This window comes from Laspinema palackyanum D2c, assembly GCF_025370875.1.
Taxonomy (GTDB): Bacteria; Cyanobacteriota; Cyanobacteriia; order Cyanobacteriales; family Laspinemataceae; genus Laspinema; species Laspinema palackyanum.
Map to the genome: position 1 here is coordinate 388,392 of NZ_JAMXFD010000001.1, position 12,157 is coordinate 400,548.

Below are 12,157 nucleotides of genomic sequence, written 5' to 3' on the forward strand. Positions count from 1 at the left end.
CCATCGGGGTAGCTTTTTGGGTCCAGATTAGGTCAAGAAACTCAGTCGTCTAATCGTTACTGTACCGACACTCTAGCCTTGTTCAGAGGACGGAATGGCTTCTTCGCGGGAGACGGAACTAGCGACTTTCTGAGATTCAGCGGGTTTAGCCGGTTGAGATGCCTCAATTTGTTGTGCCTCGCGCTTGATTTCGCTTTCAAATTCCCGACTGGCATCCTGGAATCCGCGAATCGCTTTTCCCAGACTGCGACCGATTTCCGGCAACTTTTTGGGTCCAAAAATGAGAAGGGCGATCGTCAGAATCACCATGATTTCGGGCAAACCCATGCCAAAGATATTCACGCAGACCTCCAACAGAGCACTGGTTATTAGTATAGAAAAAAAAATCCCGGTCAAACCGGGAAAGCAGGGATACGGAGGATCCCTGCTCTAGGGGCGATCGCCGTAAGTTAGCGCCCGAGGGTGGTCCAATCCACATCGACTCCATTGAGGAGCAACGAAGAGTTATAGATTTGCAGGATAATCACTAAGAACAGGAAAAATAGCAGCATGAACACGCCCATCAGAGGGGTGGTGCCCCAACCCGGGGAGACTTTACCATATTCTGCGTTTAACGGTCTGAGTAGATTTCCCAATTTTGTTTGCTGTGCCATGCGTCACCTCGTTATTCTGGACGGCGAAAATTAATGTTTTGTAATATTCTATAGGAATCGGTCTCATAATTTTACTCAAAATATGGAAAATCTCGAACCGGCAACCGTTCTTAGCATCGGGATTGGCGCGATCCTCGTAGCGATCGCGGCTTTTTCTATCTACACCTCCTTTGGCCCCCCCTCTAAGGAATTGGCTGATCCCTTCGACGATCACGACGATTAACCCCTGGATCCAGCGTCTCCGGGCGCTGGACCGGGCTTAATTCAGCCCCTTGGTTTTCTTATCGATGAATCAACCCAGGAGGTTCGCCTGAGATAGACTACCCACGGTCAAATAAACCGAGGCGATCGCTTCCTTTCATTTCAACCCCTCAACCTAAACCGATATAGGTCTGTTTCCATCATTTAGACAATAAAGTTAATCGGTTAGAGTATTGAGCAATTTGCCCCTACATTTAGACGGGCTAACAAGAAAGAGTCAATGCCCAGTCTGGCGCTATTATTCTTCACATCTGAATCTGAGAAGTGGGAACACAGGGCTGTTTTGCTAAACCCCTTGAATTTTGTACCCTACCCCGAGAATTTCTTGCCACCAGTTCCATTCGTCCTTGAGAATTCATAATCCATCCTTCTGCTTCTACCAATTGCTCCATCGAGGTTGATTCAATTGAGGTGGATGCAACAGACTCAGAGGGAATTCGGCTATTTTTTCGAGGTAATTCTTCTAGGCTTTGCGGTCCTAAGTCTATCAAAAGAGCTTCATCACTAATCGCTTCCATCGGATTAGGAGGAAGACCACCCCTCCCTGTTATAATAAATTCACTTTGTTGCTGACCTGAACGACAACTAGAATCAATTTGTTGCGCGGGGTCGGCTAAATTAACCGCTAACTCAACTAATCCGGAGGTGGGGTCAACTTCCGGGGTATTAATTCTAACGGTTCCAATCAGGGAAGAATTGGCACCAGTTGCCGTAATATCACTCGTTAAATCATTGGTTTGGACTCTAAATTCGGTTCCAAAAATCCCTTCGGCTTGAATCGTGACAATACCTCCCTGGGATTGCTCAGAATTAGCGCTGATGTCACTATTTTCAAAAGCCCCCAGAATAGCGGTATCCAATATAATATTCCCACCTGTGGCGCTCCCGGTGGCGTTCGTGGTAATCTGGCTATGACGGCGCAGGAGAGTTGAATTTGCGGCGATCGTGATGTTACCTTGGCTACCGGATTCCGTTTCACCCAGTAAACTTGCTTGGTTGTCTAGCAAAATTTCACCAGCCCTCACCGTCAGCATCCCTGGAGAAAAAGCACCTTTAGCGCTAACTCGGATTTGAGATCCATCAAAAAGAGAGACTTGCTCCGCAGTAATAGTCACATCTCCTGCATTTCCATTTCCAATGGTTTCAGAAGAAATACTCGCGCCATTTAAAAGTAATAACTGCTCAGTTTCTACAGTAATACTTCCGGCATTACCCGTGACCCCGGAATTAACAAATGTCTCTAATTTGCTCCGGTTTCCCCAACTATCGGAACCCCTCAAGGTTACCGATTCACTAGCGCGCACTGTCAGAGTACCGGCATTACCTCGGGCATCTGTAGAAGAAGAAATGACGGCTCCATCTGATACGGTTAACTGAGTTGTATTAATCGTGATGGCACCCGAATCAGCCAAAATTTCCGGATTGGGAGTAACTTCAGTCTGAATGTCCAGGGAATTTTGAACTTCCATCGCAGAGGAAACAGAGGGTTCGGTTTCTACCTCAAGAGAACCCGAACCCGTCTGGATATAGCCGCCAAATCCTTCCCCATCTACCCCACTCATACTCACTGACTCCCTAGCCCAAATATTCAGAATTCCTGCATAACCTTCGCCAAAGGTTGTAGCTGAGATAATTGCTCCATCTAACAGGGTTAATTGACCCGTTTCTATCGTCACAATTCCCGCATTGCCAGTTGCATTGGAACGAACTTCAGCAAATAACCCACCGAATCCCCCGGAGGTATCTAACCCACTAAATTTAATTGCTTCAGTTGCCAGAATCGTTAAATTTCCTCCGTTCCCTTGACCCCGAGTAGAAGCAGAAATTAAGGCTCCATCAAAGGTTAAAACTTGGTCGGCTTCTACTCTTAAACTACCCCCATTTCCTGTAGCACCTGGAAAGACTTCTGCGATCGCCACACTGGGAAGCCCCAAGGAATTAGCACCGCTGAATTCCACTTGATCAGAAGCCAATAACCGAATATCTTGCCCGGGTTGATTTCCCAAGGTTAACGAAAGCAGGGCTGACCCTTCCTGGACAAAAAGCGATCGCCCTTGCAATGCGATCGGACCCCCCCCTTCACCGCTGGTATCTAACGAGGCAGCAGTTAATTTAATATCTCCAAAATTTCCCGCCTCTGAATATCCAAATTCCCAGAAAGGGTTTAAAAGGTTCAATCTAACGTAGCTATTAGCCCCCACACTTCCTAGTTCAATCTGTCCTCCAATGGCGGTTAAATTTCCTCCAATCAGCTCAATTTCACCCCCAATTAACGCTAAGGTATTATTCTGAACTTGTAAGCCGGTTGGTCTATTTTCCCTCAGAAGAGACCCCCGAACTGGCTCAGTTAAGGTCAGATTATTTCCCGGTCCCTGTACCATAATTTTCCCGGGATTTGGACCCATTTGTAAACCCACAGGTAGGCTCACTGTTAGTAAGGGTATAGTCTCAGTGGGTAAGGTACTGAAAGAGGTTCCGTCGGCAAAATTAAGGCGATCGGCGGTAGAAGCAAGAAAAGAACCCCCTATATTTAATTGGGCATGGGGTCCAAATACAATCCCATTGGGATTTAGGAAAAATAAATTTGCACTCCCATTTACCCGAATTAACCCATCTATATGAGAAATAGAAGAACCTGTAACCCGACTAAAGATATTTTCAATATCCAAAGGGTTGTCAAAAATTACTTGATTATTAGTAGGCAAAGAAAACTCTTGAAAACTATGAAATATATTGCCTTCAATTTGAGTTCCCCCGTTAATAATATTCGTGGTTCCTTGATGGATTACGGTAGTATTCACAGGTAGGGTAGCATCGGGGATAATTTGAGCTTGTACTGGGGAAGCACAACTCCAAAAAATCCACCCCAACAATTTACATGAATATATAATTACAGAACTTTTACAGCTAGGATAATTGTTTTTATTTTTGGACCTATTACTTCTGTTGAATTCGGGATAATTATTCATTCATCTTTCTCCCTAATGTTTCCCTATTGAGTTATTTTACTGATTGAACCCTTTTTAAAAGTAGAGGGGTCCTTATTAGATTCTGGTTTAACTCCAGAAACTATAACAAATTTTAGCATTTATTATAAAGCAGTTTATGCTTATTTCTTAAATAATGAATTAATTTAGCTTGGTTTTCTGGAATTAGGCACCGAGTGACCATTGAGTTGGCACGGACGCGGTAATCAAATAAGACTTCGGGGATATGATAAAACTCCCACCCTTGTTCTAGGGCACTTAGCCACAAATCCCAGTCTTCAAAACCTAATTTATGGGGAATATTGGGGTCATATCCGCCGCAGTCTTGCCAGAGGGTTTTTCTAAAGATGGCACAGGCATCGATATAGTTGCCTTGCAATAATCGAGTGGGGTCAAAGTCGGGGACTTGCCAAATTCCGGTGCGATCGCCCATAAATTCCACATCCCCATAAACCACTCCCACCCGAGGAAATGGGTCTAAAATATCAAGGCCCTTGATAATATAATCGGGTCTAATTTTATTATCAGCGTCTAAGGGTAAAATATACTTCCCTTGGGCTAGTTCTATGCCGACATTCCGGGCAATCGCCAACCCTTGATTTGATTGATGGATGAGTTTGTATTGTTGTTTTTGTAAATAATCCAGCACTTCCAAGGTTAAGGGTTCCGTTGACCCATCATTGATGATAATCAATTCAATGATAGCCTCAAAACAGTCCTCAACGCTGGCGATCGCATCTAAAAGATATTCCCCTTGATTGTAACAAGGAATGATAACAGAGAGCGCAATTTCATCCGGTTTTCTTGTACTCATGGTTGTTGCTTTGATAGGGATTGTCACAGGTTACCCAATTTTGCTACAATGCCGCAAGTAATCAAGAGCATAACCTGTATCTAAAATGGATATCAAAGTGTCGGATCATCCTAAACCCTTAAGGGGTAAAGTAGCAGTGGTGACGGGGGCGAGTCGTGGTGCAGGGCGAGGAATTGCCTTGGTTTTAGGGGAAGCGGGGGCGACTGTCTATGTGACGGGACGAAGTGTGCGAGGTTCGGCAACGACGGATCATCTGCCGGGGACGATTGAGGAGACGGCAGAAGCGGTGACGGCGCGAGGAGGCGTGGGAATCCCAGTGCGTTGTGATGCGACGCAGGATGAGCAGGTGGAGGCATTATTTAACCGGATACAAAGTGATGGACAGTTAGATATTTTGGTGAATAATGCCTGGGGGGGTTATGAAGGCTATGATGGGAAAAATTGGGCGGATGGGACGGAGTTTTTTGCGCCGTTTTGGGAGCAATCTTTGCAGCGTTGGGAGGGGATGTTTAACGCAGGGGTGCGATCGCATTTAGTGGCGAGTCGTTGTGCGGTGCCCTTGATGTTGTCCCAGCAGCAAGGGTTGATTGTGAACACGATCGCCTGGGACCGGGACAAGTATTTGGGGAATCTGTTTTACGATATGGCAAAACACGCGATCGCCCGGATGACGTTGGCGATGGCACGAGATTTGGAAGCGTATAAAATCGCCACAGTGGCAGTGGCACCAGGTTTTATGCGAACGGAACGAGTCTTAGATGCGCCGGATGTTGACTTAGCACAAACCGAGTCTACGGAGTATATCGGACGGGCGATCGCCGCCCTCGCCACAGACCCCAATGTGCTGGAACTTTCAGGAACTGTGCTGACAGTGGGGGATTTAGCGGTGGAATATGGGTTTACAGATATTGATGGCAGGCAAATCGCAGCATTTCGTCTGGAGGATATGTGAGTTCTCAACTGGATATCCTGTTAGCAGATGGGTTTACCTTGTATGAGTCGGGTTCTTTGACCCTTGCCGAACAAAAGTTTTGCCAAGTCTTAGGGATTGATGCAAGTCACCCCCAGGCATTGTGCGGGATGGGAATGCTGTATTATCAGCAAGGACGATATGAAGATGCCCTGGATTACCTAGAACAGTCTCTAAAGTTCGATGCAAATCAGGCAATTTGCCATTATACTCGGGGGTTAGTATTGGCAAAATTGGGTTATCTGGCAGAAGCGAAAACTGCCTATTATCAGGCGGTTATAGTTGATCCCAGTTATCTAAATGCCTATTCTGAGTTAGGAAATGTCTGTATAGAAATCGGAGAATTGACCCAAGCGGAATCTGCCTATCGAGAAAGAATTGCTCTAAGTCCAGATTGGCATAGTTATGTGAGTTTAGGGCATTTATTCATCGCCCAGCAGCGGGTTGATGAGGCAATATCCGCCTATCAAACCGCCTTAGAGCTCCAACCCCGTCATCCCGAGATTCTCTCGTCCCTTGGGATTGCTTTTGCTGCCAAAAATCATCCCAATTCTAGTCTGTATTTAGGGTTTGCTGCCTATCGCAAACAGGAGTATGAAACCGCCATTGCCCATTATCAACAGTTTCAAAACACTGACGAGGGAGAGATAGAGTTTTATCTCGCTCTTGCTGACTGTTATCAACAGTTGAATCAGTGGGAAGAAGCAATTTCCACTTATCGTCAAGGGATTGCCCTCCATCGGGAAGCAGTCGAACTTTATTTATCTTTTATTTTAGCTTTACAGAATTGGGGTAAAATTGAAGAAGCGCGGCAAATTGCCGATGAAGGCTTAGTATTTCGGCCCTATTGCTTATCCCTAAAATTAGAAAAAATTCGTCTGTTTCCAGTTCTATATGAAAACTTAGAGCAATTAGAGTTTTATCGAAACCGATTTATTACAGAATTGGATGATTTGATTCAAAATTGCGCTTTAAATACAGAATTCGCTCAAGCACAGGCATTAAATGCTATAGCAGTCAATACTAATTTTTATCTCCAGTATCAAGGTAAAAATGATTTGGAGTTGCAGCAAAAATATGGACAATTCGTGCATCAGGTGATGGCAGCAAATTATCCCCAGTGGGTCAAACCGTTACCGATGCCAACCCTGAAGTCTGGGAAACGAATTAGAATCGGCTATATTTCTGCTTGTTTGCAGTGGCATACCGTGGGAATGGTGTTTTCCGGGTGGTTGGAACATCGGAACCGGGAGGAGTTTGAGGTGTATTGTTATAATGTGGGACAACAACGCGATCGCCTCACGGACTGGTTCCGCATCAACAGTGACTCCTTTTATTCTATTCCCGATGATATTCCAGCAGTTTGTCAGCAAATCCAACAGGATAGTTTGCATATTCTAGTCTTTTTGGATATTGGAATGTATGCACCCATGACTCAACTGGCGAGTTTACGTTTGGCCCCGGTTCAATGTGTTGCTTGGGGACATCCAATTACCTCGGGTTTACCCACTCAGGATTATTTTATTTCCAGTGATTTGATGGAACCGGAGAATGCTCAGACTCATTATTCAGAACAACTGATTCGGTTACCCAATTTAGGAATTTATTTCCCCAAACCCCAGATTCCTGAAATTAATAAAAATCGGGCGGATTATGGGATTTCCGATGATGCCGTGATGTATTTATCCTGCCAATCTTTGTTTAAATATTTGCCGCAATATGATATAATATTTCCGGCGATTTGCCAAGCGGTGGCAAAAGCAAAACTGGTGTTTATCGGTCACAAAAATCACCTGATTACCGCGCAATTTTGCCAGCGTTTGGATGCTGCCTTTGCTGAAGTGGGATTAGATTATCAGGAGTTTTGTATAATTTTGCCCAGACAGAGCAAGCGGGACTATTGGAACCTGCTTTCAATGGCGGATATTGGGTTAGATACCTTTGAGTTTACGGGATTTTTAACAACCTTAGAAGCAGTTGCGGTAAATTTGCCCCTCGTCACTCATTTAGGCCCCTTTATGCGGGGTCGTCAGTCAGCGGGAATTTTGAGAAGAGTGGGGGTGACGGAGACGATCGCCCAAACCCAGGAAGATTATATTAAAATAGCCATTACATTGGGATTAAACCGGGAGTGGAGAGAGGCGATCGCCACCAAAATCAACGAGGGCCATCAATGGTTATACCCGGATAACACCGGACTAAAAGCATTAGAAGACTTTTATCGGGCGATCGTCCAGGAAAAAGGATAAACAGGGAAACATGGGCACTTATATCTACCTCCACCCCCTCCACCCAGGACAAATGACAAATGACAAATGACAAATCCCTGAAACCGAACCCCCCTCCCTCCCGTCCCATAGTCAAATAATTCGGTGCATCCCAAATTATTTCACCTCTTGAGAGAAACCAAATGTTCGCACCCAAACTCGCATTATTGACCCTTTCAGCGATCGTCCTGTCGATCGCCCAAGTTCAAGCGCATCAAACCGGAGATCTGGAAATCGGATCCTACCTCGAACAATTCAAAACTGAAAAAGGAGCCAACCGTCGGGAAGCAGTGAAAGGATTGCGGCAGATTGGGACTCCCGCAGTTCCCCTCCTGATCACCGCATTGCAAGATGCCGATGTAGGAGTCCGAGGAGGTGCCGCATTTGCCTTGGGTTCAATGGGTTCGGATGCAGAATCCGCCATTGCGTCCCTGATCGCTGCCTTAAATGACTCACAAGAGTCAGTGCGTCTGGATGCTGCCGTGGCACTTAGACGAATTGGCACTCCGGCAGTGGAGGAACTCGCCATTGCCTTGCAACACCCGGAGATAGAAGTGCGTCGGGGTGCTGCCTTTGCCTTAGCGGGAATTGGTGCCACTGCCAAACCGGCGATCGCCCCCTTAGTCACCGCCTTACAGGATCCAGATGAGCGCCTTGCCTGGAATGCTGCCATTGCCTTGCGCGCAGTCGGGTCCCCGGCAGTCCCCGCCCTCAACCAGGCCCTGATGCATGAAAATCCCCGAGTCCGGAATGCCGCTGCCTTCGCCTTGGGAAATCCCACTTCCCCCACTACTGGAACGAGATCTCCGGTGGCACAATCGGAGGATGAAGAAGTCCCGGAAATTTGCCGAATGTTGCCGAATCCCTTGTCCCCAGATTTGAGTATCTGTGAAGCAATGCCGGTTCGGGAACGTCCCCAGGAGTTGCGCGAGAATCTGGATCAAGTCAATCCCAATCCCTGTGATTTTTCACCGAATCCCTGCGAAAACATTCCGAGTCAGATTGACTCCTCTGCCACCCCATCTCGCCGCTTAATGTAATTCCATTGAGGAATTCCCCCCCGTTCAACGTCACGCCTTCAGGCGTTTCTTTGTTCGTAGTAACGACTTCAGTCGTTATCCCCAGTTTGTAGTAACGACTTCAGTCGTTATCCCCCGTTCGTAGATAGGACAAGAAACCGGGTTTCTTCCCCTAATTTTGTGCTAATTACCAGAGATTAAGTCAAGAAACCCGGTTTCTAACCTAACGGCCCTAGCTTCTTTCTGTTCATTGCCTTCTCAGAAATCCTGGGGTTCTCAAGGCGATCGCCCCCTTCAGGATTGAGTTGAGGGTTGTTTTGGGGGTAGAGTAGCTAGATTTTGTCTTAAATCCGGGGATAACGCCTTCAGGCGTTACTACGAACCAAGAGAACGACTGAAGGCGTTACTACGAACTGGGGAACTCCCGCTTACTGCTTTATTTTTGATGGGTTATCCTTGCTCTAGAAATTCGCTATACTCGAAGAGAGTTGAGAGCGAAGGGCCCGATGGGAAATAATCGAAATCAACCTCAACCTGATGATGCCGTTTTGGGGGGACAACACCCGACCCCCATAGGCGCTATGGTTCTGGGGGGGTTAGATGGAGTGAAGATGCGTTTGGCTTCTCCGGTGGTAGAATATCGTATTACTGCCCTATCCGAAGCGCTGCGGTATGGAATCGATGGGTTAGATTTAGTAATTGAGGCATTGGGCGATCGCTCTTGTAAGGTGCGTCATTCCGCCTATTTACTGTTGGAAAACCGCACGGAAACTCGGGTGCAACACGCTGTAAGGTTCTACAATTCTCATCATAGTTTGGTCAATCGTGTTGTCGAAACTGAACCTCCTCTCCATGTTGAGCATATTGATACGATGATGCAAAATTTGGAACAGGTGGAGGGAAGTAAAATGGGTAAATTGGTTGACCAATCTCTTAGTTTAGTCCAAACTTCCGAAGGACAAGAGCGCATCAAGCATTACTTATTTAATGGGACGGCCAAACAAAAAGATTATGCCGCTCGTTATTTTAAGGAAAAGGGCCGAAAAGATGTTTTAGTTTCCGCCTATCAACAGCATTATTTGAAGTCAGAAAAATCTGTATCCGGTTGATTATTTTTTATTTCATCTACAGCAAAACCTGGCGGGGGATTTATCCCCCGCCTAACAAATCAAGCACCATTCTCAACACCGGCGGGGGATAAATCGATTGGCGGCCTCATAGCTTAAGTCGGTTAAAAACCGACTGCAAGTCTGATACAGTGGTGTTTTCAGTCGGTTTCAACCGACTTGAGCTGTTAGGCCGCCAATCGTTTAAACCCCCGCCGGGTGTCGCCACTGCTGCAAGATGTCAGTTACACTTGTTTAAACCGCATCTTCGCCTCAGTTAGAGCTTGTCTCACTTGTTCAAATCCGGTGCCCCCGTAGCTATTGCGGGCGGAGACGACTTGTTTGGGGGCGATCGCTGCATAAATATCCGTCTCAAAGGCGGGATGCAATGCTTTCCACTCTTCTAGGGTTAAATCTTTTAACAATTTCCCCGCTGATAGAGAGGTTTTCACGACTTTTCCGACCAAATTATAAGCTTCTCGAAAGGGGACACCTTTGGCAGCTAAATAGTCCGCCACATCGGTGGCATTGCTGAAGTCTTCGGCAACAGCTTCAGCAAGGCGTTCTTCGCGAAATTGGATGCCTTCACTCATTAAAATTGTCATCGCTTCTAGGCAAGCTTTAACAGTTTTTACGGCATCAAAGAGGCATTCTTTATCTTCTTGCAGGTCTTTATTGTAGGCTAAAGGTAAGCCTTTCATTAACACTAACATTCCTTGCAAATGCCCGAAAACGCGGCCTGTTTTGCCCCGAACTAATTCAGGAACATCGGGATTTTTCTTCTGCGGCATGATGCTGGAACCCGTGGCACAGCTATCAGTGAGGGTGATAAAGCTAAATTCTTGCGATGCCCAGAGAATGACTTCTTCAGATAAGCGACTCAGATGGACGAGAATCAGGCTAGAAGCACAGAGAAACTCGATCGCAAAATCGCGATCGCTCACCGCATCTAAACTGTTATTATAGGGTCGGCTAAACCCCAATTCTTGGGCGGTGAAGTGGCGATCAATGGGAAACGTTGTTCCCGCTAACGCACCGGCCCCTAATGGGCAAATATCCACACGCTGATAAATCTCTCCCAAACGGTCCCAGTCGCGCTGTGCCATTTCAAAATAGGCCAAGAGGTGATGGGCTAAACTAATGGGTTGGGCGCGTTGCAGGTGGGTGTAACCGGGGATTAAGGTTTCTACATGGCGATCGGCTAGTTCAAGCAAAACACCTTGAAAGTCGCGAATGTGTTGGCGAATTTGCTGGATTTGGTCCCGGAGATAAAGTCGAGTATCGGTCCCAACTTGATCATTACGCGATCGCGCCGTATGAAGTTTTTTCCCCACATCTCCCACCAATTCCGTCAAGCGACGTTCCACGGCAAAATGGACATCTTCAGCATCGGTTCCGGGTTTAAATAACCCTTGGCGATATTCTTGGCGAATTTGTTCGAGTCCCTTGATCAGCTTGTCTGCTTCATCCAGGGAGATAATGCCCGTTTTGCCTAGCATTTTCGCATGGGCCATCGATCCGGTCAAGTCGTACTCAATCAGTTGAATATCAAACCCGATACTCGCATTGAAGCGGGCGATCGCCGGATGTAATGCACCTTCAAATCGTTGACTCCAGGTTTTTTGTTCTGTCATGCTCAATTAACCGCCTTCTTAACTCGCTCACAAAAACATTGTTGCTCTTTTCGAGCCTGAAGTTGTTTCTTGTTTGAAACCGTACCCAGGATAAATGACCCGTGACTTTAACTACCTCGGAATCCCCGAAATAGATAACCCAGAACCATACCAATGATTAAGGCCCAAATTTGTCCAGTTTCAACAAAGTTATCCCAGGCGTTTTTAATTTGACCCATAATATCCGGATCGCTGACTTGTTGAGCCAGGACGATCCCCTGGCGCAAAGAGTCCCCCATCAACCCAAAGAGGACTTCACTGCTGTTGGGAGGGATAGCGAATTGAGCAATTAATTCCTGAATACTAGAAAACAATATTGTCATGATTTTTTAACACCCGTGAGAGGGGATGAAGAGGGCTTTTTGCAGTATGCCGGATGAAGTTCCCCCTGTAAACGACCCGATCGC

At 46.4% G+C, this 12,157-nt stretch carries 11 protein-coding genes; 5 read left to right on the forward strand and 6 right to left on the reverse strand.

Going from position 1 to position 12,157, the window contains the following annotated elements:
• Positions 1–72: 72 nt before the first annotated feature.
• Positions 73–342: a TatA/E family twin arginine-targeting protein translocase gene (locus NG795_RS01735; RefSeq protein ID WP_367286942.1), complete on the reverse strand. Its 270-nt coding sequence runs from the start codon at positions 340–342 to the stop codon at positions 73–75.
• A 107-nt stretch (positions 343–449) separates the two neighbouring features.
• Entirely contained in the window at positions 450–653 is a 204-nt protein-coding gene (gene psbH / locus NG795_RS01740) for a photosystem II reaction center phosphoprotein PsbH (protein WP_015150870.1), read from the reverse strand.
• A gap of 82 nt (positions 654–735) precedes the next feature.
• On the opposite strand from psbH, the gene psbN reads away from it, so the two are divergent.
• Positions 736–876, forward strand: a complete 141-nt coding sequence (psbN, locus tag NG795_RS01745) for a photosystem II reaction center protein PsbN (protein ID WP_015150871.1) — start codon at positions 736–738, stop codon at positions 874–876.
• Between the two features lie 283 nt (positions 877–1,159).
• Here psbN and NG795_RS01750 read toward each other — a convergent pair whose 3' ends face one another.
• On the reverse strand, positions 1,160–3,784 hold the full coding sequence (locus NG795_RS01750; protein WP_367286943.1) for a two-partner secretion domain-containing protein: 2,625 nt from the start codon (positions 3,782–3,784) through the stop codon (positions 1,160–1,162).
• A 211-nt stretch (positions 3,785–3,995) separates the two neighbouring features.
• Positions 3,996–4,715 (reverse strand): glycosyltransferase, encoded by a 720-nt coding sequence (locus tag NG795_RS01755; RefSeq protein WP_367286944.1) that lies wholly within the window; start codon positions 4,713–4,715, stop codon positions 3,996–3,998.
• 85 nt (positions 4,716–4,800) lie between these two features.
• On the opposite strand from NG795_RS01755, the gene NG795_RS01760 reads away from it, so the two are divergent.
• From NG795_RS01760 to NG795_RS01775, 4 genes are all read left to right on the forward strand, one after another.
• Positions 4,801–5,667 carry an SDR family NAD(P)-dependent oxidoreductase gene (locus tag NG795_RS01760; RefSeq protein WP_367286945.1) on the forward strand — a complete coding sequence of 289 codons (867 nt, stop codon included), beginning with the start codon at positions 4,801–4,803 and terminating at the stop codon, positions 5,665–5,667.
• On the forward strand, positions 5,664–7,934 hold the full coding sequence (locus tag NG795_RS01765) for a tetratricopeptide repeat protein (RefSeq protein ID WP_367286946.1): 2,271 nt from the start codon (positions 5,664–5,666) through the stop codon (positions 7,932–7,934). Before NG795_RS01760 ends, NG795_RS01765 begins: the two co-directional genes overlap by 4 nt.
• A 161-nt stretch (positions 7,935–8,095) precedes the next feature.
• The gene (locus NG795_RS01770) at positions 8,096–8,992 is read left to right on the forward strand and encodes a HEAT repeat domain-containing protein (protein ID WP_367286947.1); all 897 of its coding nucleotides are present in this window, start codon (positions 8,096–8,098) and stop codon (positions 8,990–8,992) included.
• 485 nt (positions 8,993–9,477) lie between these two features.
• Positions 9,478–10,080, forward strand: a complete 603-nt coding sequence (locus NG795_RS01775; protein ID WP_367286948.1) for a hypothetical protein — start codon at positions 9,478–9,480, stop codon at positions 10,078–10,080.
• Between the two features lie 242 nt (positions 10,081–10,322).
• Here the strand turns inward: NG795_RS01775 and argH are convergent, their stop codons facing one another.
• Both argH and NG795_RS01785 read right to left on the reverse strand, forming a co-directional pair.
• On the reverse strand, positions 10,323–11,711 hold the full coding sequence (argH, locus tag NG795_RS01780) for an argininosuccinate lyase (protein WP_367286949.1): 1,389 nt from the start codon (positions 11,709–11,711) through the stop codon (positions 10,323–10,325).
• 107 nt (positions 11,712–11,818) lie between these two features.
• A complete protein-coding gene (locus tag NG795_RS01785) occupies positions 11,819–12,073 on the reverse strand; it encodes a hypothetical protein (protein ID WP_367286950.1) in 255 nt (84 codons plus the stop codon).
• Between the last annotated feature and the right edge of the window lie 84 nt (positions 12,074–12,157).

Excerpts from the sequence above, each read along its gene's own strand:
- NG795_RS01760 (WP_367286945.1), top strand. The coding sequence starts at position 4,801 with ATGGATATCAAAGTGTCGGATCATCCTAAACCCTTAAGGGGTAAAGTA.
- psbN (WP_015150871.1), top strand. The coding sequence starts at position 736 with ATGGAAAATCTCGAACCGGCAACCGTTCTTAGCATCGGGATTGGCGCG.
- NG795_RS01755 (WP_367286944.1), bottom strand. The coding sequence starts at position 4,715 with ATGAGTACAAGAAAACCGGATGAAATTGCGCTCTCTGTTATCATTCCT.
- NG795_RS01770 (WP_367286947.1), top strand. The coding sequence starts at position 8,096 with ATGTTCGCACCCAAACTCGCATTATTGACCCTTTCAGCGATCGTCCTG.
- argH (WP_367286949.1), bottom strand. The coding sequence starts at position 11,711 with ATGACAGAACAAAAAACCTGGAGTCAACGATTTGAAGGTGCATTACAT.
- NG795_RS01775 (WP_367286948.1), top strand. The coding sequence starts at position 9,478 with ATGGGAAATAATCGAAATCAACCTCAACCTGATGATGCCGTTTTGGGG.
- NG795_RS01785 (WP_367286950.1), bottom strand. The coding sequence starts at position 12,073 with ATGACAATATTGTTTTCTAGTATTCAGGAATTAATTGCTCAATTCGCT.
- psbH (WP_015150870.1), bottom strand. The coding sequence starts at position 653 with ATGGCACAGCAAACAAAATTGGGAAATCTACTCAGACCGTTAAACGCA.